18 protein-coding genes are annotated in these 21,139 nt (G+C 58.5%); 8 read left to right on the top strand and 10 right to left on the bottom strand.

Going from position 1 to position 21,139, the window contains the following annotated elements; translation table 11 throughout:
• Window positions 1-3 precede the first annotated feature (3 nt).
• Together glyA and ACZ89R_RS13600 are read right to left on the bottom strand one after the other, a co-directional pair.
• On the bottom strand, window positions 4-1,257 hold the full coding sequence (gene glyA, locus ACZ89R_RS13605) for a serine hydroxymethyltransferase (RefSeq protein WP_007895259.1): 1,254 nt from the start codon (window positions 1,255-1,257) through the stop codon (window positions 4-6).
• 220 nt (window positions 1,258-1,477) lie between these two features.
• The gene (locus ACZ89R_RS13600) at window positions 1,478-5,326 is read right to left on the bottom strand and encodes a sensor domain-containing protein (protein WP_429545532.1); all 3,849 of its coding nucleotides are present in this window, start codon (window positions 5,324-5,326) and stop codon (window positions 1,478-1,480) included.
• Between the two features lie 281 nt (window positions 5,327-5,607).
• Between ACZ89R_RS13600 and ettA the strand changes: the two genes are divergently transcribed.
• Window positions 5,608-7,272, top strand: a complete 1,665-nt coding sequence (gene ettA, locus ACZ89R_RS13595; protein WP_008072328.1) for an energy-dependent translational throttle protein EttA — start codon at window positions 5,608-5,610, stop codon at window positions 7,270-7,272.
• A 187-nt stretch (window positions 7,273-7,459) separates the two neighbouring features.
• Here the strand turns inward: ettA and ACZ89R_RS13590 are convergent, their stop codons facing one another.
• The 4 genes from ACZ89R_RS13590 to ACZ89R_RS13575 all read right to left on the bottom strand — a co-directional run bounded on the left by ACZ89R_RS13590 (window position 7,460) and on the right by ACZ89R_RS13575 (window position 11,031).
• Window positions 7,460-7,954, bottom strand: coding sequence for a GreA/GreB family elongation factor (locus ACZ89R_RS13590; RefSeq protein ID WP_429545533.1), 495 nt, complete (start codon window positions 7,952-7,954; stop codon window positions 7,460-7,462).
• Between the two features lie 70 nt (window positions 7,955-8,024).
• Window positions 8,025-8,381, bottom strand: coding sequence for a hypothetical protein (locus ACZ89R_RS13585; protein WP_192345384.1), 357 nt, complete (start codon window positions 8,379-8,381; stop codon window positions 8,025-8,027).
• A gap of 201 nt (window positions 8,382-8,582) precedes the next feature.
• Window positions 8,583-10,436, bottom strand: a complete 1,854-nt coding sequence (locus tag ACZ89R_RS13580) for an Lnb N-terminal periplasmic domain-containing protein (protein WP_429545534.1) — start codon at window positions 10,434-10,436, stop codon at window positions 8,583-8,585.
• Window positions 10,437-10,542: 106 nt separating this feature from the next.
• Complete coding sequence (locus tag ACZ89R_RS13575; protein ID WP_007901840.1) at window positions 10,543-11,031, bottom strand: DUF3015 domain-containing protein; 489 nt, start codon at window positions 11,029-11,031, stop codon at window positions 10,543-10,545.
• Between the two features lie 271 nt (window positions 11,032-11,302).
• Here ACZ89R_RS13575 and ACZ89R_RS13570 point away from each other — a divergent pair, with 271 nt between their 5' ends.
• Both ACZ89R_RS13570 and ACZ89R_RS13565 read left to right on the top strand, forming a co-directional pair.
• Complete coding sequence (locus ACZ89R_RS13570; RefSeq protein WP_123497091.1) at window positions 11,303-13,741, top strand: Lon protease family protein; 2,439 nt, start codon at window positions 11,303-11,305, stop codon at window positions 13,739-13,741.
• Between the two features lie 290 nt (window positions 13,742-14,031).
• Window positions 14,032-14,373 (top strand): PA4575 family protein, encoded by a 342-nt coding sequence (locus ACZ89R_RS13565; RefSeq protein ID WP_007901845.1) that lies wholly within the window; start codon window positions 14,032-14,034, stop codon window positions 14,371-14,373.
• Between the two features lie 5 nt (window positions 14,374-14,378).
• Here ACZ89R_RS13565 and ACZ89R_RS13560 read toward each other — a convergent pair whose 3' ends face one another.
• A complete protein-coding gene (locus ACZ89R_RS13560) occupies window positions 14,379-16,208 on the bottom strand; it encodes a hypothetical protein (protein ID WP_429545535.1) in 1,830 nt (609 codons plus the stop codon).
• 160 nt (window positions 16,209-16,368) lie between these two features.
• On the opposite strand from ACZ89R_RS13560, the gene ACZ89R_RS13555 reads away from it, so the two are divergent.
• From ACZ89R_RS13555 to ACZ89R_RS13545, 3 genes are all read left to right on the top strand, one after another.
• Window positions 16,369-16,857 (top strand): TIGR00645 family protein, encoded by a 489-nt coding sequence (locus ACZ89R_RS13555; RefSeq protein ID WP_007901849.1) that lies wholly within the window; start codon window positions 16,369-16,371, stop codon window positions 16,855-16,857.
• A gap of 210 nt (window positions 16,858-17,067) precedes the next feature.
• Entirely contained in the window at window positions 17,068-17,364 is a 297-nt protein-coding gene (locus tag ACZ89R_RS13550) for a DUF6482 family protein (RefSeq protein WP_429545536.1), read from the top strand.
• A 130-nt stretch (window positions 17,365-17,494) separates the two neighbouring features.
• On the top strand, window positions 17,495-18,112 hold the full coding sequence (locus tag ACZ89R_RS13545) for an FKBP-type peptidyl-prolyl cis-trans isomerase (protein ID WP_007901858.1): 618 nt from the start codon (window positions 17,495-17,497) through the stop codon (window positions 18,110-18,112).
• Between the two features lie 71 nt (window positions 18,113-18,183).
• Here ACZ89R_RS13545 and ACZ89R_RS13540 read toward each other — a convergent pair whose 3' ends face one another.
• The 3 genes from ACZ89R_RS13540 to ACZ89R_RS13530 all read right to left on the bottom strand — a co-directional run bounded on the left by ACZ89R_RS13540 (window position 18,184) and on the right by ACZ89R_RS13530 (window position 20,112).
• Window positions 18,184-18,441 (bottom strand): PA4570 family protein, encoded by a 258-nt coding sequence (locus ACZ89R_RS13540; protein ID WP_123497100.1) that lies wholly within the window; start codon window positions 18,439-18,441, stop codon window positions 18,184-18,186.
• Window positions 18,442-18,647: 206 nt separating this feature from the next.
• Window positions 18,648-18,989, bottom strand: coding sequence for a zinc ribbon domain-containing protein YjdM (locus ACZ89R_RS13535; protein WP_123497102.1), 342 nt, complete (start codon window positions 18,987-18,989; stop codon window positions 18,648-18,650).
• A gap of 154 nt (window positions 18,990-19,143) precedes the next feature.
• Window positions 19,144-20,112: a polyprenyl synthetase family protein gene (locus ACZ89R_RS13530; protein ID WP_030129461.1), complete on the bottom strand. Its 969-nt coding sequence runs from the start codon at window positions 20,110-20,112 to the stop codon at window positions 19,144-19,146.
• Window positions 20,113-20,352: 240 nt separating this feature from the next.
• Here ACZ89R_RS13530 and rplU point away from each other — a divergent pair, with 240 nt between their 5' ends.
• Window positions 20,353-20,667, top strand: a complete 315-nt coding sequence (gene rplU / locus ACZ89R_RS13525; protein WP_429545537.1) for a 50S ribosomal protein L21 — start codon at window positions 20,353-20,355, stop codon at window positions 20,665-20,667.
• 35 nt (window positions 20,668-20,702) lie between these two features.
• Window positions 20,703-20,978, top strand: a complete 276-nt coding sequence (gene rpmA, locus ACZ89R_RS13520) for a 50S ribosomal protein L27 (RefSeq protein WP_007901871.1) — start codon at window positions 20,703-20,705, stop codon at window positions 20,976-20,978.
• The last annotated feature ends 161 nt before the right edge of the window (window positions 20,979-21,139 follow it).

Genomic DNA, 21,139 nt, shown 5'->3' with positions numbered 1-21,139 from the left:
CAATTAAGCGCCGTACACCGGCAGCTTCTTGCAGATGGCTTTGACTTTCTCACGAACGGCGTCAATCACCGCTTCGTTGGAAAGATCTGCCAGGATGTCGCAGATCCAGCCGGCCAGCTCTTTGCACTCTGCTTCCTTGAAGCCGCGAGTGGTCACTGCCGGTGTACCAAAACGCAGACCGGAGGTGACGAACGGGGAGCGTGGATCGTTCGGTACCGAGTTCTTGTTCACGGTGATGAACGCTTTGCCCAGAGCGGCGTCGGCGTCTTTACCGGAGATTTCCTGCTTGATCAGCGACAGCAGGAACAGGTGGTTCTGAGTACCGCCCGACACCACGTCGAAACCGCGCTCGATGAACACGCCGGCCATGGCCTGGGCGTTTTTCACCACTTGTTGCTGGTAGGCCTTGAACTCAGGCTGCAGCGCTTCCTTGAAGCAGATCGCCTTGGCAGCGATCACGTGCTCCAGCGGGCCACCTTGGGCGCCCGGGAATACCGCGGAGTTCAGCTTCTTCTCGATGTCGGCGTTGGCGCGAGCCAGGATCAGGCCGCCACGTGGACCGCGCAGGGTCTTGTGCGTGGTGGTGGTGACGACGTCAGCGAATGGAACCGGGTTCGGGTAGACGCCAGCGGCGACCAGACCGGCCACGTGAGCCATGTCGACGAACAGGTAGGCACCGACTTTGTCAGCGATTTCGCGGAAGCGCGGGAAGTCGAGGATCTGCGAGTAGGCAGAGAAACCGGCCACGATCATTTTCGGCTTGTGCTCAACCGCCAGACGCTCGACTTCGTCGTAGTCGATCAGGCCGTTGGCATCGATACCGTACTGAACAGCGTTGTACAGCTTGCCGGAGGACGAAACGCTGGCCCCGTGGGTCAGGTGACCGCCGTGGGCCAGGCTCATGCCCAGGATGGTGTCGCCCGCTTGCAGCAGGGCCAGGTAAACGGCGCTGTTGGCTTGGGAGCCGGCGTGTGGCTGAACGTTGGCGTAATCGGCGCCGAACAGTTCTTTGGCACGGTCGATGGCCAGTTGCTCAACCACGTCGACGAACTCGCAACCACCGTAGTAGCGCTTGCCCGGATAACCTTCGGCGTACTTGTTGGTCAGTACCGAGCCTTGAGCTTCCATCACCGCAGGGCTGGTGTAGTTTTCCGAAGCGATCAGCTCAATGTGTTCTTCCTGGCGCTGAGCTTCTTGCTCCATGGCGGCAAAAAGGTCGGCGTCGTACTTGGCAATAGTCAAATCACGGCTGAACATGGCGGTCCTCAAGGATCGGGGCAGAAAAGGGGGGCATTCTAACCCAATGGGTTTTAGATGGCATATGAAAGGACATCATGTCGCAGACAAGTGGTGTTCATGCGCCGGATTTGCGGTGTCTGGGCGGACGCCTTCGCGGGCAAGCCTCGCTCCTACAGACGTTGATATCCGTAGGAGCGAGGCTTGCCCGCGAAGGGGCCGCCCGCCTCACTACAAAATCTCAATCAAACATGAACAACGCATCATTGCTGAACTGCGCCTCAAACCGGCTCGCCGGCATCGGCCGGCCAAACAGATACCCCTGAACCTCATCGCAACCATGCTCACGCAGGAAGTCGAGCTGCTCGTGGGTTTCCACGCCTTCGGCGATCACCGCCAGATTGAGGCTGTGGGCCATGGCGATGATCGCCCGGGCAATTTGCGCGTCCTGTTCACCCGAGGGCAGGCCATCGACGAAGGTGCGGTCGATTTTCAGCACGTCGATCGGGAATTGCTTGAGGTAGTTGAGCGATGAATAACCGGTGCCGAAGTCGTCGACCGCAATGCTCAGGCCAAGGTTTTTCAACCCGGCGAGGATGTGCATCGCTTCGCTGACTTCGCGCATCAGAATACTTTCAGTCAACTCCAGCTCCAGGCACGCCGGCGGCAGGCCGGTTTCCTTGAGGATGGTGGCGATCCGCGTGCCGAGCTGACCGTCGGAGAACTGCCGGGCCGAAATGTTCACCGAAACCTTCGGCACCCGGACTTTGGTTTGATGCCAGGTCTTGAGCTGACGGCAGGCTTCGCTGATCACCCAGTCGCCGACGTCCACCACCAGCCCGAGCTCTTCGAGCACGGGAATGAAATCCCCCGGCGGTACCAGGCCACGTCGTGGGTGACGCCAGCGCAGCAGGGCTTCGGCACCGGTCAGGCGTTTGCCATCGCCGCTGAATTGCGGCTGGTAGTACAGCACGAATTCATTTTGCTCCAGGGCATGGCGCAAGTCGCTTTCCAGCTCCAGACGCTCCAGGGCGCTGGCGTTCATGTCGGCCTGATAGAACTGGAAGTTGTTCTTGCCACGCTCCTTGGCGTGGTACATCGCGGTGTCGGCGTTCTTCATCAACTGACTGAGTTCGCTGCCGTCCTGAGGGCTCAGGGCGATGCCGATACTGGCGGTGACAAAGAACTCGCGGCCTTCGAGCACGAACGGTTTCACCAGGCTGGCGAGGATCTGTTCGGCCACGTGGATCGCCCGGTTCAACGCGATCTCCCGGTTGACCCGCGGTTGCAGCAGCAAAGTGAACTCATCGCCACCCATGCGTGCCACGGTGTCGTCATCGTCGACGCAACCAAGCAGGCGCGTGGCCATTTCCTTGAGCATGCGGTCGCCGGCGGCATGGCCCAGGGAGTCGTTGATCGGCTTGAAACGGTCGAGGTCGAGGAACATCAGCACCACCCAGGACTTCTGCCGCTCAGCCGATTGCAGTGCGGTGTGCAGGCGATCCTGGAACAGCGTGCGGTTGGGCAGGTGGGTCAAGGCGTCGTAATAGGCGAGCCGGTGAATCCGTTGCTCGCTGGCTTTGCGCTCGCTGATGTCGCTGAAGAAACACACGTAGCTGGCCAGGTCGCCTTCATCGTCGAGTACCGCCGTAATCCCGACCCAGGCCGGGTAATGCTCGCCATTGCGTCGTTTGAGCCAGACTTCGCCTTCCCAGGTGCTGTGCTGATGCAATTGCTTGAGCACATAGCGCAGATGGGCTTCCTGCTGCTCATCGACGGTGAGCATGTTCGGCAACTGGTCGAGGACCTGGGCCACCGCATAGCCGCTGACGCGACTGAAAGCCTCGTTGGCCTGGACGATATAGCCGGCCGGGTCAGTGATCAGAATCGCCGAGGTCGAGTGCTCGAATACCGTGGCCGCCATGCGCAGGTCTTTTTCAGCCCGACGTTGCTGGCTGATGTCGCGGCCGACCCCTAGCACACCTTCAAAGGCACCGTGTTCGTCCCAGACCAGCACCAGACGCAGCTCGATGGGAATCTTGCGTCCGTCGGCCCGCAGGCAGTCGAACAGAAACAGCTGGGTCTGCACCTGACTGCGCAGCAGCGCCAGTTGTTCGGGTTTATCCAGCGCTTTGCTGACCCGGTCCATCAGGCTGTAGATGCCGGTCAGTTGTTGCGGGTTGGCGATGGTCGATTGCCAGCCGTTCTGGAATATCCAGTCGGCGTCGAAACCCAGCACGGCTTGTACCGAGGGGCTGACGTAATTGAGCGACATCTTGCTGTCGGTGGAGAAAATCACGTCGCTGATGCTTTCGGCGAGCATCCGGTAACGCTGCTCGCTGTCGCGCAGAGACTCACTGGCTTCGATCTGTTCGGTGATGTCTTTGGCCACGCCGATGATGCGCGTGACCTGATCGTGTTTGTCCCGCGCCAGGGCCTGTTCGCGAATGTCGAAACGCCGCCATTTGCCATCGCGATGGCGGAAACGCAGCTGGCATTGCATCAGTTGGGTGTAACCCGCGTGACGCTGGGACTGGCGTGAACGGTGGTAGTAGTCGGCATCCTCGGGGTGCAACAGGATTTCCCAGAAATACTCGCCCATCTGGTGCAGTTCGGTGCGGTTGTAACCCAGCGTTTGCCCCAGGTGATGGTTGCTGAAGATCATCCGCTGGCTGACCACATCCTGCACATACAGATGATCCGGCACGGTGCGCACCACGTCGGACCAGAACCCTTCGCGTTCCAGCAGCGACAACTCGATGAGCTTGCGACTGGTGATGTCGCTGATGCTCAGGATCACCGCCTTATAGTCGGCCTGATCTTCCGGCAGACGCAGCACCAGCCACAAATGCTGGTCACGACCATTGGCATCCTGGAGCTTGATTTCCAGCTCAAGCTGTTTTTGCTGGTGCAGCACCGCTTCGAGCACTTGATTGCCGATGGCCGTGCAGTCCAATGGGCAGCCGTTGATCAGCAGTTTCCAGGCTTGATCGCAGGAATTGACATTGAGCAGTTGCAGGGCGACCTGGTTGACCTCGGTGATGCGCAGTTCCTGCAGCAGTTGCTGGCGTTGCTCCGGTGTCTGGAGCCAGGCCTTCAACTGCTCGCTGCTGTTGAGTTGAGCCTTGTCGAAAAAATTTTTGAGTCCGGACAGGTCGAGCACACACAGCGCAACGCCGGTACCTTCGAAAATGTCCTGATAGCGTCGGCGGCCTTCATGCAACAGGCGTTGACGGCGACGAATGCTCAGCAGAGCGATGAACGGTAACAGCGAAAAGGCCAGGCCCAGCAGGCATTTGCCGATGAACGCCGGCAGCAGTTGTTCGAGCACCCGTTGGCGGTCGAACAGCCCGCGCAATTGCCAGTCGCTGCTGCTCAGAGGGACTGTCAGCACACTGTTGGCTAGTTCGTCCGCTGTCAGCACGGCCGGCTTGGCCGAGGGCTGGGTGTCTTCGCGGCTGATGATCTGATGATTGATGCGGTTTTCCACCAGCCACAGGGGGCGGATGCCGGCGTCGCCCTGCTTGGTCAATGAGGAGAAAAACGTCGGTGTCAGACGCAGGGCCCAATAACCGCGGCTGCTGCCGCTGGCTTGATGCAGGAGCAGATGCACCACTGAGCCGTCGTCGGCATTGCTGAAATAGTGGGCCTGGGCGCGGCTACGCTGAACCAGTTCGCCGAGGTAACTGGCGTCCTGGCTGTCGGCGGCACTGTCGCTGAGAATTTTCCCGGAGGGACTGAGCAACGCCAGGCTGCGCAGATCGGGCAGCGATTGTTGCAGTTTGCGCAGCAACGCCTGCTGTTCGTCGGGACTTTGTGGTTGTTCGATGATCGGTAGCAGGTTAAGGGCGATCTGGGCATTGAGCGCCATATTGAGGCTGACTTGCGCAGCCAGATCGGCGGAATAGTCGATGGTGTATTGGCGCTGGTTTTTCTGGGTTTCACGAAGCTGATCCAGCAGCTGCCAGAACAGCAGTGCGAGCAGCAACAGCACGAGGGTTGCCAGCGCGCCCTTCAGGGTTCCGCGCAGGGGCGAGCCGGTCGCAGGATTGAGTGCGCTCACGGACGATGGCGGAGAGACATTAGACAAACTGTAATCCTGCGGTTTGGCTGGACTGACGCGACGTGCACTATAAGCCGGACGCCCGAAGGGCGGCTAGCATGCCTTGAGTTGTGGCGAAGTGCCAGCCCCTCTCGGCTGGACTGCCTTCTATCAATGAGGTAGCTTTGCCGGTTACGCGGGAGCGTTCCAGCTCCTAGAGGTTTTTTCAGCGCGCACGCTTTGATACCCATCAAGCGAACGACGCGCATGGCCTGGCCGGGCATCGCCTGCGCTCCAATCATTCATCAGTCACTGACCCAAGGTTCTCCATGGCTCAATACGTCTTCACCATGCATCGGCTGGGCAAAGTTGTTCCGCCGAAGCGGGAAATCCTGAAAAACATTTCGCTGTCGTTCTTCCCTGGCGCCAAGATCGGCGTACTCGGTCTCAACGGTTCGGGTAAGTCCACGCTGCTGAAAATCATGGCGGGCGTCGATAAAGAGTTCGACGGTGAAGCCCGTCCGATGCCGGACCTGAATATTGGCTACCTGCCGCAAGAACCGATTCTGGACCCGACCAAAACCGTGCGTGAAGTGGTCGAAGAAGCGGTCAGCGTGATCAAGGACGCTCAGGCGCGCCTGGACGAGGTTTACGCGGCCTACGCTGAACCGGATGCCGACTTCGACAAACTGGCGGCAGAACAGGCCAAACTCGAAGCCATCCTGCAAGCCAGCGACGGTCACAACCTGGATCGCCAACTGGAAGTCGCCGCCGATGCGCTGCGTCTGCCAGCGTGGGATGCCAAGGTCGAAGTCCTGTCCGGTGGTGAAAAGCGTCGTGTGGCCCTGTGCCGGCTGCTGCTGTCCGCACCGGACATGCTGCTGCTCGACGAACCGACCAACCACCTGGACGCCGATTCCGTCGCCTGGCTGGAGCACTTCCTGCACGATTTCCCGGGCACCGTGGTTGCGATCACGCACGACCGTTACTTCCTGGACAACGTCGCCGGCTGGATCCTCGAGCTCGACCGCGGCGCCGGTATCCCGTACGAGGGCAACTATTCGGGTTGGCTCGAAGCCAAGTCCGATCGTCTGGCGGCCGAATCCAAGCAGCAATCGGCTCACGAAAAGGCCATGAAGGAAGAGCTGGAGTGGGTGCGCAAAGGCGCCAAGGCCCGCCAGTCCAAATCCAAGGCTCGTCTGCAACGCTTCGAAGAAATGCAATCGCAGGAATTCCAGAAGCGCAGCGAAACCAATGAGATCTACATCCCGGCCGGTCCGCGTCTGGGCGACAAGGTCATCGAGTTCAAGAACGTCAGCAAGGGCTACGGCGATCGCGTGCTGATCGACAACCTGTCGTTCTCCATGCCTAAAGGCGCCATCGTTGGCGTGATCGGCGGTAACGGTGCCGGTAAATCGACCCTGTTCCGCATGCTGATGGGCAAGGAAACACCGGATTCGGGCTCCATCGAAGTCGGCGAAACCGTACAACTGGCGTGCGTCGACCAGAGCCGTGAAGACCTGGATGGCAGCAAGACTGTGTTCCAGCAGATCTCCGACGGTTCCGACCAGATTCGCATCGGCAACTACGAGATCCCGTCGCGCACCTACGTTGGTCGCTTCAACTTCAAGGGCGGCGATCAGCAGAAGTTCGTCAAGGACCTGTCCGGTGGTGAGCGTGGTCGCTTGCACCTGGCCCTGACCCTGAAAGAGGGCGGCAACGTCCTGCTGCTCGACGAACCGTCCAACGACCTCGACGTTGAAACCCTGCGTTCCCTGGAAGAGGCCTTGCTGGACTTCCCGGGCGCCGCCATTGTGATCTCCCACGATCGGTGGTTCCTTGACCGCGTCGCGACTCACATCCTGGCGTACGAAGACGACTCGCAAGCGGTGTTCTTCGAAGGCAACTACACCGAGTACGAAGCCGATCGCAAGAAACGCCTCGGCGAAGCGGCTTCCCAGCCGCACCGTGTACGGCACAAGAAACTGGCCTGATTTCAGGTTGGTCGCATAGAAAAAACGGAGCCTTCGGGGCTCCGTTTTTTGTTCTTCTGTAGGAGCTGTCGAGTGAAACGAGGCTGCGATCTTTTGATCTTCCGCTTGGGATTGGAGCGGGCCTGAAAAGATCGCAGCCTCGTTTCACTCGACAGCTCCTACAGGCGAGATCGCGACGTCATCGAACTCACCCGGCCTCTATGGCCAACACCTCAATCACCAAATCCCCCGCCGGTCGCTTCCACAACACCTCATCGCCCACTTTCGCCCCGAGCAACGCCCGACCCAGCGGCGAGCTCCAATTGATCAAGCCATGGGTGGCATCCGCCTGGTCTTCTCCGACCAATTGCACGCGCTGCTCATGATCGTGTTCGTCGGCAAAGGTCACCCAGTTGCCGATCTGCACTTTGTCGGTCGAGGAGGCTTGTGCGACCACCTGGGCGCTTTGCAGGCGCTGCTTGAAATAGCGCCAGTCGCGATCGAGGTCGGCCTGGCGCTGCTTATCGGCCAGTTCGCCTTTGGCGCTTTCCTGATCAAGCAGGCTTTGCAGCTCGGCAACTTTTGCCTGAAGCTGCGCCAGGCCCGCTGGCGTGACGTAATTGGGCTGCGCGCTGACCTGCCGTTCGACTGGCTGATCGGCTTGCGCGGCGGCGTTATCTTCATTGACGAAGGCGCGACTCATGCTGTTCTCCCGTTATAGGGTTTGGGCCATGGTCGCAGGCATTAAGTTTCGACGAATGTCTGTAAACGACTTATTGCGAGCGATAGGCTCGCGCGGCGTCCCTGTCTTTCTCTTGTTGCCAGGCCCGTTCGCGCTCGTCCCAATGGCGGTCCTTGTACTCGTTACGATCCTCGTTTTCACGCATGGCCTGGCACTGACGGAAGCCATCGGTCCAGCCTTCGGCGTATTGCTTGTCCTTGAGGTAACGCGGGACATTTTTGCGAAACTCACCGGTGATCGCCCCAGCGGCTTGCCGGCCACTGCTGCAACCATCATCGAAGCCATCGGCGAATGCTGGCGGATAACCCTTGGCGATCAGATCCTCGTGGGTCGACTCGCACCCCGTGATCACTACCAACAACCCCAATACAGCCACGCAACGCCACATCCCGGACTCCTGGACCGTTCAACGGCCTATAAGGGAAGTTTAGAAGCGGATTTGTCGGGTGTATGTGAAAGGCTTGTGATTAATCTGTGGGCGCAAATCCCTTGTGGGAGCGAGCCTGCTCGCGATGGCGGTGGAACAGGCAGCATGGATGTTGAATGTGATGGTCTCATCGCGAGCAGGCTCGCTCCCACAGGGGGCAGATCAATAGTGATACCACTTCACCTCAAGCATCACTTCGTTTTCGGGCGAAGCCAGGTGGCTGAATTCGCGCTGGGCGCTCAGGCGCACACCCAGATTGCGCGACAGTTCCCATTGCTGATTCAGGCTCATGCTGCGGCGCACTTCGCCATTGGTGAAGTAATCACCCTTGGCTTCCAGGCTGAAATTGCCCAGGGGGTTTTTCCATAGCAGGCCGCTGTTGAAGCCCGCCGCCGGGGCGATGAAACCCGCGAAGTCGTTATTATGCTCCACACGCACGGTGCCCAAGGCAAAACCGAGCATATCGTCACTCAGTTGCCAAGTCCCGCCGCCACCGCCATTGACATGGCTGACCAGGGTTTCATCATCATGCTTGCCCGGTACGCGCTCCAGGCCGCCGGTGACTTGCCATGACAGCGGTTGCAACAACTCATTGCGCGGAGTCAGCGAGCGGATGGTCGCCAGATCCAGTTGCTGCAACTGCCAGTCATTGCCTTCGTATTGGCGCAGCTTCATCTGCAGAATTTCGATCTGCGCGCCGAGGGGGAAGCTTTCCATGTTGTCATTGAGGTCGTGATAGGCCATGCGCAGGCCATATTCGCCGAAGGCTTTGTCGCCTCGAGTGCCGATGCCGGCCTGCCAGGTGCGGGATTCGTGACCGTCCTCGGGCAAGCCAGGTTGCGGAATTTTCAGCTCCGGGGGCGGGTTTTGATTGATTGCGCGCAGCAATTCGAAACTGCGTTGAGCCCGTTGCGGGTCACGCTCCTGACCGTTGGCGCGATAACGCTCCAGACGATAAGCCGCATCGATGATCAACGCCTGGCGGTCGCGAGGTAGAGCCTTGAACGCCGGAGTCTGCAATTGTGTCTGGTCGGCACTGACGTTCAGCACCCACGCCTGCTCTTCAACGGTTAATGGCTCGGCACGGCTTAGCAGTTCACGCTCACGGGACGGGCGATACTCGATCGATTGCACCAGCCCGGCTTCTTTCACCGCTTTGACCGTGTCGGTAGGGATAGCGGTCAACGGGAATTGCTCGGTCAACTGCAGGTTCGGCCGCGCCACTTGCAGCAGTTCAAGCAGGCGGTAGGAACAGTTTTCGTCGAAGAAGAAGTAGTCGAACTGGATCTGCTTGAGTTCCCAGACGTGCTCGACCATGCGCTCGGTTTCCTGCTGCGTCAGGTTCAGGCGGTATTCCCACAGATCGCGGTTCTCGAGGCTACGGTATTCCGAGAGCTTTTCCTGATACGGCACCAACGCGAACAGCCCGGGATAGCCCCCCATCAGACCTTTCCAGGCGTACAGAATGCTGTTGTCCGAACCTTCGATGTAGGCGCCGAAGTTGATCGCGTAACTGAGTAGCGATGTCTTGTCACTCTGCACATTGGCCTGATCGATGCGCAGCAAGGTGTGGCCAAACATTGACGACGGGCTGTTCAGGTAGGCCGCCGGGAAAATCATCACCGCGCTATGAGGCGAAACGTCCTTGAACCATTGCTTGAACTCGGCGCAGTCCGGTGTCGGCATATCGCTGAGCGCCAGTTGCGCCTTGAGCCAGCGGGTGCGGGCCGGATAGACGCATTGGGCATGCTGCTCGCCGGCGCTGGCCGGGGCATACAGTGCCTGCACGGTCGCCGCCAGTTCACGGTCGGGGTGTTCGTTGCCATCGGGGGCGAGAAAGAATTTCTTGTCGCTGACATAGCTGCGCCAGCCACCGAGCTTGGCGGTTTCGTAATGCCCCAGGGAAATCCAGAAGGGGTCGTTGGCCAGTTGCTGCAAACGTTGATTGTCGATATGTGGCGCGGCGGACAGCGGGGCGCAGACACAGAGCGCCAGCCAGGCAAGGCGTTTGAGCATAGTAAGCAACTTAGCTTTTCGAAAAAAAGAGATCAGGGGAAAGACCCAAAGCACGACAGGTCAAAAAACAAAACCCGCTCCCCAAAAGGAGCGGGGTGGATCGAGCTTAAGCTTGAGTGGCGTACTTGGCCAGACGCGGGTCGCTTTTCAGCACGGCCAGGGTGTTGGTATGCACGTCATCAGCGGTCACGTCAGCTTTGCTGAAGATTTGCTGGAAGTGCTGATGAGTCACAGCGGCGAAGTGCGCACGGTCTTCCGGCGCCACGCCCAGTACCACGGCGTAAGTGGTCAGCGCTTCGCCCTGACCTTTAGCCATGTCTTCGGACAGCTCGTTCATCATGCCATTCATGGCGATCCAGGATTTGCCGCCATAGGTCAGCGACGCATTGGTCGAGCAACCGTTGGTACCGGAGGTCATACCGAACGTTGCGTTACCGGAAGTGCCGTTGGTGGTGGATGCCAGGAAGTGTGCCGGGGTGCCACGCTGACCTTCAAACAGCATGTTGCCCCAACCACAGTCCGGACCGCCTGGCGCCTGAGCCATGGCGTTGATGGATACAGCGGTGAAGAGAGTACCGAGAAGAATCCGTTTCATAGCTATGTTCTCTTTGTGTACCAATGGACAAGGTGCTGGCCCCCTAATGGTGCCAGTGGGCCGGTTATCATCCAGCCGCGCAGCTTGGAGTTTAGGCATGTTCGGCGGGTTCCGTTACTTTTTGCGAAACATTCCTTGAAAACACTGATTTTGACCCGCTCGGCCCGGGGCTGACGCTTTGTCTGAACTTTGGCTTGAGGCGCGCCTTGCCAGTGAGGTACGGGCAGCGCCAGAATGCCGCTATCTGCCCCGCCTGATGTAAGGAAGCCCGATGCCTGATCCTGTTGCTGCCAGCTTGCGTCTAGCGCCTGAAGCGCTGACCCGTCCGTTTTCCGCTGAACAGTTCAGCTTCTCTACCACCAATGATCTGGAGCCCTTCCGCGGTGTGCTTGGCCAGGAACGTGCGGTTGAAGCCTTGCAGTTCGGTGTGGCCATGCCACGCCCCGGTTATAACGTATTCGTCATGGGCGAGCCCGGCACCGGCCGTTTTTCGTTCGTCAAACGCTACCTCAAGGCCGAAGGCAAGCGCCTGCAGACCCCGGCTGACTGGGTCTACGTCAATAATTTCGATGAGCCGCGCGAGCCTCGTGCGTTGGAATTGCCGTCGGGCACCGCCGGTGCTTTCATCGGTGACATCAACGGTTTGATCGACAACCTGCTGGCGACCTTTCCAGCTGTGTTCGAGCACCCGTCCTACCAGCAGAAGAAAAGCGCCATCGACCGCGCTTTCAACCAGCGTTATGACCGTGCACTGGATGTGATCGAGCGTCTGGCGCTGGAGAAAGAGGTCGCGCTCTACCGCGACAGTAGCAACATCGCCTTCACCCCGATGAGCGAAGGCAAGGCACTGGATGAGGCTGAGTTCGCCCAGTTGCCGGAAGCCGAGCGCGAACGTTTTCATGACGACATTGCCGGGCTGGAAGAGCGGTTGAACGAAGAACTCGCCAGCTTGCCGCAATGGAAGCGCGAGTCGAGCAATCAACTGCGTCAGCTCAACGAAGAAACCATCACCCTGGCCTTGCAGCCATTGCTCGCGCCACTGTCGGAAAAGTACGCGGAAAACGCCGGCGTTTGCGGTTACCTGCAAGCGATGCAGGTGTACCTGCTCAAGACGGTGGTCGAGCAACTGGTGGACGACAGCAAGACCGACGCCATCGCCCGCAAATTGCTCGAAGAGCAATACGCCCCGAGCCTGGTGGTCGGTCATCCGTTCAGCGGTGGCGCGCCCGTGGTGTTCGAGCCGCATCCGACCTATGACAACCTGTTTGGCCGCATCGAATACAGCACCGATCAGGGCGCGCTCTACACCACCTATCGGCAGCTGCGACCGGGTGCGCTGCACCGGGCCAACGGCGGTTTCCTGATTCTTGAAGCGGAAAAAATGCTCAGCGAGCCTTTTGTCTGGGATGCGCTCAAGCGTGCCCTGCAATCGCGCAAGCTGAAAATGGAGTCGCCACTGGGTGAGCTGGGCCGGCTGGCCACCGTGACGCTGACACCGCAACACATCCCATTGCAGGTGAAAGTCGTCATCATCGGTGCCCGGCAGCTCTACTACACGTTGCAAGACCTCGATCCGGACTTCCAGGAGATGTTCCGCGTCCTGGTGGATTTCGACGAAGACATCCCGATGGTCGACGAGAGCCTGGAGCAGTTCGCCCAGTTGCTCAAAACCCGTACGTCCGAGGAAGGCATGGCGCCGCTGACCGCCGATGCGGTGGCGCGTCTGGCGACTTACAGCGCGCGTCTGGCAGAACATCAGGGACGTTTGTCGGCGCGGATCGGCGATCTGTTCCAGCTGGTCAGCGAGGCGGATTTCATTCGTGACCTGGCGGGTGACGACATGACCGACGCCGGGCACATCGAGCGTGCGCTCAAGGCCAAGGCCACCCGTACCGGGCGTGTTTCGGCGCGGATTCTCGATGACATGCTGGCCGGGATCATTCTGATCGACACCGATGGCGCGGCTGTTGGCAAGTGCAACGGGCTGACGGTACTGGAAGTCGGCGATTCGGCCTTCGGGATTCCGGCGCGGATTTCCGCCACGGTTTATCCGGGCGGCAGCGGCATCGTCGACATCGAGCGTGAGGTCAACCTTGGTCAGCCAATCCACTCCAAAGGCGTGATGATCCTTACCGGGTATCTGGGCAGCCGTTATGCCCAGGAATTTCCGCTGGCGATTTCCGCGAGTATCGCCCTGGAGCAGTCCTACGGTTATGTCGACGGTGACAGCGCGTCGCTGGGGGAGGCATGCACGCTGATCTCGGCCTTGTCGAAAACCCCACTCAAGCAGTGCTTCGCGATTACCGGTTCGATCAACCAGTTCGGTGAAGTGCAGGCGGTGGGTGGGGTCAACGAGAAGATCGAAGGTTTCTTCCGGCTCTGCGAAGCCCGTGGTTTGACCGGTGAGCAAGGGGCGATCATTCCTCAGGCCAACGTTGCCACGCTGATGCTCGACGAAAAGGTGCTGGCGGCGGTGCGCGCAGGGCAGTTCCATGTCTACGCGGTGCGCCAGGCCGACGAGGCTCTGAGCCTGTTGGTCGGCGAGCCAGCCGGCGCGCCGGATGAGAATGGCGCATTCCCTGAAGGCAGCATCAACGCGCGGGTAGTGGAACGCTTGCGGGTGATTGCGGAAATGATCAGCGAGGAAGACCTCAAGGAAGCCGAAAAGGAGTTGGCGCAGGAAGCGATGCTGGAAATCAAACCGGCTTGATGTGAAAAGCAAAAGATCGCAGCCTTCGGCAGCTCCTACAGGGAAACGCATTCGGCGTAGGAGCTGCCGCAGGCTGCGATCTTTTCAGCTAGCCTCAATTCTGGAGGCAACTCTTCGCCACAATTCTGGCGTCAATATTTGCGCAGTGACCACTCGGCACCTTCTGATTCTGGTTCGCGTGCGAGCCAGACTTTTCTTCTATTATCTGCTCAAGGATATCGACAGTAATCACTGGATCGAGACAGCCTTCCCGTGGAGGCTGAATACCGGATCTACCGAGGGTCGCCGCCATGTCGCGCAACCTCTGTCTCACCCGTCAATGCCTGGGCCTTGTGACCCGTATCGAATGTGCTATCCGCCCGCTGGCGGGAGATACGGGCATGTGGACCTTGCTCTTCGCCGCCGGAATGGCCGGCGAGCAGCCTTCTGCCATCAAGGCCCAAGGCCCGTTCCGTGGGCCGGTCGTGGCGGAATCGATCCTCGACACCATCGTTGAAAGTCTGACCTTGCATGGTTACGAACTGGCCGACGACCCGCAAATCTGGTGCCTGCATCTGCAAGCCCAGTTGCGAGAGATCAATGGTGGTCGTTACCGCAACCTTAGCGGACCAGAGTTTCGGCCCGAGCACTGAACAGGCTATTGATCAAGGCTGCCTGGCTCAGCCTTGTCGAGTTTGACCTCAAACCCATATTGCACGGTGGTGAGGTTGGTTCGCTGATAAGTTTCCAGACGTGTGGGCTGGCCATAGAAGTAATACACTGCAAATAACGCCGGGCCTTGCGCGCTCGCGTCGTGACTGACCGACAGAATCTCTTTCAAATAATTGCCGCTGTCGTCCTTGGCGAAAAAACGCCAGTCCTGGGCGGGAAACAGTTTCAAATCCACCACCAATGCATTCCCTTTGAACTTCAGGCCTTTGGGCAATTGGCGGGCGTCGTACGATTGCTGGTCGACAGTCGCCAGGAACTGCGGCATGGAGCCCACGGCGTAGGCCGGTGTTTCCGGAAACAGGTTCAGATCATAGGTGATGGCGCCGCGGATCGGATCGACCTCATACGCCTCCGGCGGCAGCTCTATCGGCCCATCGCGCTGGCCATTGCGGTCTTGGGTAAAGAACGTCACCGGGCTTTCGCCGGGATTGAAAGAGGTGCCGAGCAGTTCGTCATTGAAGCTTCTGGGGTGATTGAATTCGATGCGGGCGGCACTTGGGTCATCAACCGACTGACTGATGCTGATGCTTTCTTTCAATTGCTCCTCGCTCAACGTTGCGCCCTTGAGCCAAGTCGCAGCCTGGTCGTCATACACCACCACCGGCAAGGTCAGCGGCTGGATGGTTTTTTCCGTGGTGTGCGGGTCGAAGCGGCGTATCGGCAGGTTCAGGTCCTTGTGGGTCACCGTGACCGCCGAGAAGTCCAGCAGGCTCACTTCGATGGTGTCGATCGGGCCGTTGAAGTAGACCTTGGTGTAATGCCGGGTTTGTTGTTGTTCAAACGCACGCTGCTCGTCATCGAGCTGTTTTTCGAACGCTTCGCTCCAGGCCTTCTGCTGTTGCATCTGCGCCAGTTGTTTTTGATAAAACGCAATTTGCGCGGCGGTTTCGTTGATCGCACCTGAACGAGAGAGGAATTGCCCGGTGGCGTCCCTGGCCTGAACGATCAATGGGGTGAGTGATATGTCACGTATCTCGGGGGCCAGCGGCGCGCTGTTACTGAATTCGATTTCGGCGTAGTTATTACCCAGTTTCAATAAGGTGACACTGAGATTGTCGTTGGTGCGAGTCTGGCCGACGTCCTTTTTCGTCAGGTCGAAACTGTAGAGTCGGCGTGGGGCGATGACTTCCACCTTGCCTTGCAGGCTCACCGGTTGTGGTTGGTTCTTCTTGTCCACCTCCAGGCCTTCGATGAAGGGGTAGGTCACCGTCAAATCATCGGGGTTGGTCAGGTTGGAGCTCGACGGGCTCAGCTGAATGCCGGGATCGGTTTCCGACCATTCCGGCTGGAACGCGATGACGCGCTTGTTGCTCAGGGTCACCGATTGCCATTCGAGGCCATGAGGAAAAAGGAACGCGCTCGGAATGTTGAAGTTGAAGGGGAATACCGGTTGCAGATCGGTCAGGTAATCCGAGCTGGACTCCTTGTGTAACACGAACAGACCGTTAATGTAGGTGTCGACCAGGGCCTGGGGTGTGGGGTAGTGCTTGAGCACGGCGAGGGCGTCTTCGCCGTATTCGGTGACCACTGGTTTGGTGTCGAGTTTGAGTTGTGCGCGCTCGAGTAACAATAGGGAACCGCCTAGCTCGGCTACGGCATCCTTGAGTTTGGGGTCCTCGATCGTCTCCAGGGATTGTTCGAACTGTGCGATCTTTTCTTCGAGGCTGACCTGGCGTTTCTCATCGCTGGGTGAGCAGCCACCGAGCAACAATGCGAAGCAAAGCCCGGCACTCGTTAACGGCAATCGCACATCCATTTCCAGTCTTCCTGTCCGACGTCGCTGACCTGTCAATCATCTGGACACTAGCAGAAAAACTTTGTCACACACACGCAGGTTACGGATTTTCCGGCGGTTTCTGGGTGTAACAGGTGGCTGTTATACTCGCCGCCATTTCCAGCCCCTTGTGTGAGATTCAATGGAACGCTTTATCGAAAATGCAATGTACGCCTCCCGCTGGTTACTGGCGCCGATCTATTTTGGTTTGTCCCTGGGCTTGCTGGCGTTGGCACTGAAATTCTTCCAGGAAGTCTTCCACGTCATTCCTAACGTGTTCTCGATGGCCGAGTCGGATCTGATTCTGGTACTGCTGTCGCTGATCGACATGGCGCTGGTGGGCGGCTTGCTGGTGATGGTGATGATCTCTGGCTACGAGAACTTCGTTTCTCAGCTGGATATCGACGACAGCAAGGAAAAGCTCAACTGGCTGGGTACCATGGATTCGTCTTCGTTGAAGATGAAGGTCGCGGCTTCCATCGTGGCGATTTCGTCTATCCACTTGCTACGGATCTTCATGGACGCCAAGAACGTCGATCCCGAGCATTTGAAGTGGTACGTGGTCATTCACATGACGTTCGTGGTATCGGCATTTGCCATGGGCTATCTGGACAAGCTGACCAAGCACTGATCTGCACAATTCTTTGTAGGAGCGAGGCTTGCCCGCGAAGACGGCGTAACAGACAACACTTATGTCGACTGACACGGCCCTTCGCGGGCAAGCCTCGCTCCTACAGGAAACGGTGTGAAACAGACGGGTGGTGTCGTCTGTGGCTTGTACTTTGGCCCGTCGAGGCATTCCATGTAGAGATCCTGGCCCGCCACCACGTGAGGTGCGCTCATGAATCTGCAAGAGCTGAATGCGTATGCCGTCGCCGGAAAGGTCGATGAGCTGAACCTGATCTCGATGGAAGGCGTGTTTTACGTGCTGGAGGCACGGATCCATGGCGCGGGCCATCCATTGCGCGATGCGCATGGCGAGATATTGCATCTGCGCTCGGTCGAGCATGCGCGTGAAGTGCTTCATGCCTTTCCCAAGTTGTCGTTCAACGTCGTGCATACCTCGGTTCAGGATGAAATGTGCGGTGCCAGCACCGAGGAAAGCCTGAAAGTACCGATCACTTTCCGTTCTGCGTGACAGGGCCGACACGGCTCATCAACGTGACGGCATCTGTGCTAGTCTGCTCGCCCTTTTGATTCCGGGCGCTCCGGGATGCGCTGTGCATGCACGGCAAGTTCCAGGGCCGTCCGCACAACGGAGCAGTGTCATGTCCGAAGTAAATCTGTCTACCGACGAAACCCGCGTCAGCTACGGCATTGGCCGTCAGTTGGGCGACCAGCTGCGTGACAACCCGCCTCCGGGCGTTAGCCTGGACGCAATCCTGGCTGGCCTGACCGACGCGTTCGCCGGCAAGCCAAGCCGTGTGGGTCAGGAAGAGATGTCCGCCAGCTTCAAGGTGATCCGCGAAATCATGCAAGCCGAAGCTGCAGCCAAGGCTGAAGCCGCTGCTGGCGAAGGCCTGGCTTTCCTGGCTGAAAACGCCAAGCGCGAAGGCATCACCACTCTGGCTTCCGGCCTGCAATTCGAAGTACTGACCCAAGGTGAAGGCGCCAAGCCGACCCGTGAAGATCAAGTGCGCACTCACTACCACGGCACTCTGATCGACGGCACTGTGTTCGACAGCTCCTACGATCGTGGTCAGCCTGCAGAATTCCCGGTAGGCGGCGTTATCGCTGGCTGGACCGAAGCCCTGCAACTGATGAACGCCGGCAGCAAATGGCGTCTGTACGTGCCGAGCGAACTGGCTTACGGCGCTCAAGGCGTTGGCAGCATTCCGCCGCACAGCGTACTGGTATTCGACGTCGAACTGCTCGACGTTCTGTAATGCCCGGCCTGTCGTTATGACGGGCTAATGTGGGAGCGAGCAGGCTCGCTCCCACAGTTTTTTGTGTTGTCTCATATTTCGATCTTGTTGTGCGGCTCATTCGTCGGGCGCAATGCCCGGGCATAGCAGAACAGAAACAGATTGCGCACCAGTTCCTTGAGCACCACCGGCTCGCTGGAACTTAAACCGTTGACGTCCAGATCACCCTGATCCTGCAGCTCGTTCAAAGCTTCTTCTTCAAGTACCGCACAGACTTCCCCGGTTTCCCGATGCAGGATTCTGAGGTAGGGGTGTGGGCGGTCCAGCCAGGCATCGATCAAATAAGTCATGAGTCTCATCTCCATTGATGGGTTTCAATGAGAATAATTCTTATTCATCAAATAGCAAGGGCCTATTGGCGGTTTGTGTTTTTTTCTGTGGGGAAATTGCTGAGTGTCAAAACGACTGGCGTTTGGCTATTGCGCGGGAATGCTGGGTGATTCGGGGAAGGGCGAAGCACCATCCCACGCCGGGCGCGGGATGGAATGCAGCAGATTCAGACTTTTCTGACGAACTCGGATTTGAGTTTCATCGGGCCGATGCCATCGATCTTGCAGTCGATGTCGTGGTCACCATCGCACAGGCGGATGTTCTTGACCTTGGTGCCGACCTTGACCACCAGCGACGTGCCTTTGACCTTGAGGTCCTTGATCACGGTGATGGTATCGCCGTCCTGCAGGACATTGCCGACCGAGTCCTTTTTCACGGTGTCATCGGAAGTCACTTCGGCTTCGCCACCGGCGGACCACTCGTGGGCGCACTCTGGGCAGATCAGCTGGGTGCCGTCTTCGTAGGTGTATTCGGAATTGCATTTTGGGCAGGGTGGCAGCGTGCTCACTAAAGCTCCTTGGATTCAGGATGGCTAAAAAGCGCACATTATATAGGGTTTTGTTGCAGGAGGGGGCTGACAGCAAAAGATCAAAAGATCGCAGCCTTCGGCAGCTCCTACGGGAGCTGCCGAAGGCTGCGATCTTTTGATCTTGCCGTTAATGTCAGTGCGTGCGGGCGACCGCGAACTCACTCAACTCAACCAGCGCATCGCGGTATTCGCTAGCGGGCAGGGCGTCGAGACACTTGATCGCACGGGCCACATAATCGCGGGCCAGTTGCGCGGTGTAATCCAGCGAGCCGGAAGCTTCAACAGCTTCGCGAATGCTTTCCAGATCTTCGATGCCACCTTTCTGGATCGCCTGACGAACCAGTGCGGCCTGCTCAGGAGTGCCTTCGCGCATGGTGTAGATCAGCGGCAGCGTCGGTTTGCCTTCGGCCAGATCGTCACCGACGTTCTTGCCCAGGGTTTCGGCATCGCCGCGGTAATCCAGCAGGTCGTCGACCAATTGGAAGGCCACCCCCAGGTGATCGCCGAAGGTGCGCAGTGCTTCGCTCTGTTCTGGCGAGGCGCCGGCCAGGGCCGCGGCACTGTGGGTCGAGGCTTCGAAGAGCATCGCGGTTTTGCCGCGGATGACTTCCATGTAGGTTTCTTCGGTGGTGCTGGCGTCGCGGACCTTCGACAGTTGCAACACTTCGCCTTCAGCGATGATGCGCGTGGCTTGCGAAAGGATCTTCATCACCGGCATGGAGCCCAGTTCGACCATCATTTCGAAGGAGCGCGAATACAGAAAGTCGCCCACCAGCACGCTCGGCGCATTGCCCCACATGGCGTTGGCGGTCGAGCGGCCACGGCGCATGCCGGACATGTCGACGACGTCGTCGTGCAGCAGGGTGGCGGTGTGCAGGAACTCGATGGTCGCGGCCAGCAGGCGCAGGTCATCGCCTTCGCGGCCGAGTGCCTTGCCGCACAGCAGCACGAGCAACGGGCGCAGGCGTTTACCGCCGGCCGAGGTAATGTAGTCGCCGATTTTCGATACCAGCGGCACTCGGGAAGTCAGCTGTTTCTTGATGATGCCGTCGACGGCGCTAAAATCGTCCGCCACCGCGCGGTAGAAAGCTTGGGGTTGCATCAGCGACAGTTGCTCCAGAAGGGTTGCGCGGCATGCTAGGACCCACGTCGGCGGGTGTCAAGGCACGATAGACGACCACTTGCAACGCTCAAGCAGCTTGCGTACAATCGCGCACCCTGAACTTCCTGGGCAGCACCTGCCTTACGCAATTGCAAACAGGCCTTCCAGCCTTATGCAGCCATGCCAGCCAATACCTCTTCTTATAAAGAGCTGGGTGAGCAGGATTATCGGAGAAATACCATGTCTTATGCAGTAATCGTTACTGGTGGCAAGCAGTACAAAGTTGCTCCAGGTGAATACCTGAAGATCGAAAAACTGGAAATCGCTACCGGCGAATCCGTTACTTTTGATCGCGTTCTGTTGGTTGCCAATGGCGACGACGTGAATATCGGCGCTCCAGTTGTTCCTGGCGCTACCGTTGTGGCTGAAGTGATCTCCCAAGGTCGTCACGATAAAGTCCGCATCATCAAGTTCCGTCGTCGTAAGCACCACATGAAGCGTATGGGCCACCGCCAGTGGTACACCGAGATCAAAATCACCGGTATTAAGGCTTAATTTCAGCCTAATTCCTCACTAGGAGAATTGAACTCATGGCACACAAAAAAGCTGGTGGTAGTACCCGTAACGGTCGCGACTCAGAAGCCAAACGCCTTGGCGTGAAGATGTATGGCGGCCAGGTTATCATTCCGGGCAACATCATCGTGCGTCAGCGCGGCACCCAATTCCACGCTGGCTACGGCGTTGGCATGGGCAAAGATCACACTCTGTTCGCTAAAATCGACGGCGTGATCAAGTTCGAAGTAAAAGGCGCCTTCGGTCGTCGTTACGTAAGCATTGTTCCGAAGACTGACGTCGTCGCGGCATAATTACGTAGTTGCTGGAAAAGCCCTGTCTTGCGACGGGGCTTTTTCGTTTGTGGGGTGAGTCTCTTGCAAAGCTGTTTGTGATGGGCTCCAGCGCTGTATTGGCGGTCGTTGATTGAGGTCGCTGCGCTCATTTTTGCAAGAGTCTTATGTCTAGGTTTTTT

The organism is Pseudomonas sp. TE3728 (assembly GCF_056279145.1).
The sequence above is the reverse complement of the archived record's forward strand: the minus strand, read 5'-3'. Positions and strand labels throughout refer to the sequence as shown.

Bases quoted from the DNA above. Each gene is read 5' to 3' on its own strand.
- glyA (WP_007895259.1), bottom strand. From the start codon at position 1,257: ATGTTCAGCCGTGATTTGACTATTGCCAAGTACGACGCCGACCTTTTT.
- ettA (WP_008072328.1), top strand. From the start codon at position 5,608: ATGGCTCAATACGTCTTCACCATGCATCGGCTGGGCAAAGTTGTTCCG.
- ACZ89R_RS13590 (WP_429545533.1), bottom strand. From the start codon at position 7,954: ATGAGTCGCGCCTTCGTCAATGAAGATAACGCCGCCGCGCAAGCCGAT.
- ACZ89R_RS13585 (WP_192345384.1), bottom strand. From the start codon at position 8,381: ATGTGGCGTTGCGTGGCTGTATTGGGGTTGTTGGTAGTGATCACGGGG.
- ACZ89R_RS13580 (WP_429545534.1), bottom strand. From the start codon at position 10,436: ATGCTCAAACGCCTTGCCTGGCTGGCGCTCTGTGTCTGCGCCCCGCTG.
- ACZ89R_RS13575 (WP_007901840.1), bottom strand. From the start codon at position 11,031: ATGAAACGGATTCTTCTCGGTACTCTCTTCACCGCTGTATCCATCAAC.
- ACZ89R_RS13570 (WP_123497091.1), top strand. From the start codon at position 11,303: ATGCCTGATCCTGTTGCTGCCAGCTTGCGTCTAGCGCCTGAAGCGCTG.
- ACZ89R_RS13565 (WP_007901845.1), top strand. From the start codon at position 14,032: ATGTCGCGCAACCTCTGTCTCACCCGTCAATGCCTGGGCCTTGTGACC.
- ACZ89R_RS13560 (WP_429545535.1), bottom strand. From the start codon at position 16,208: ATGGATGTGCGATTGCCGTTAACGAGTGCCGGGCTTTGCTTCGCATTG.
- ACZ89R_RS13555 (WP_007901849.1), top strand. From the start codon at position 16,369: ATGGAACGCTTTATCGAAAATGCAATGTACGCCTCCCGCTGGTTACTG.
- ACZ89R_RS13550 (WP_429545536.1), top strand. From the start codon at position 17,068: ATGAATCTGCAAGAGCTGAATGCGTATGCCGTCGCCGGAAAGGTCGAT.
- ACZ89R_RS13545 (WP_007901858.1), top strand. From the start codon at position 17,495: ATGTCCGAAGTAAATCTGTCTACCGACGAAACCCGCGTCAGCTACGGC.
- ACZ89R_RS13540 (WP_123497100.1), bottom strand. From the start codon at position 18,441: ATGACTTATTTGATCGATGCCTGGCTGGACCGCCCACACCCCTACCTC.
- ACZ89R_RS13530 (WP_030129461.1), bottom strand. From the start codon at position 20,112: ATGCAACCCCAAGCTTTCTACCGCGCGGTGGCGGACGATTTTAGCGCC.
- rplU (WP_429545537.1), top strand. From the start codon at position 20,353: ATGTCTTATGCAGTAATCGTTACTGGTGGCAAGCAGTACAAAGTTGCT.
- rpmA (WP_007901871.1), top strand. From the start codon at position 20,703: ATGGCACACAAAAAAGCTGGTGGTAGTACCCGTAACGGTCGCGACTCA.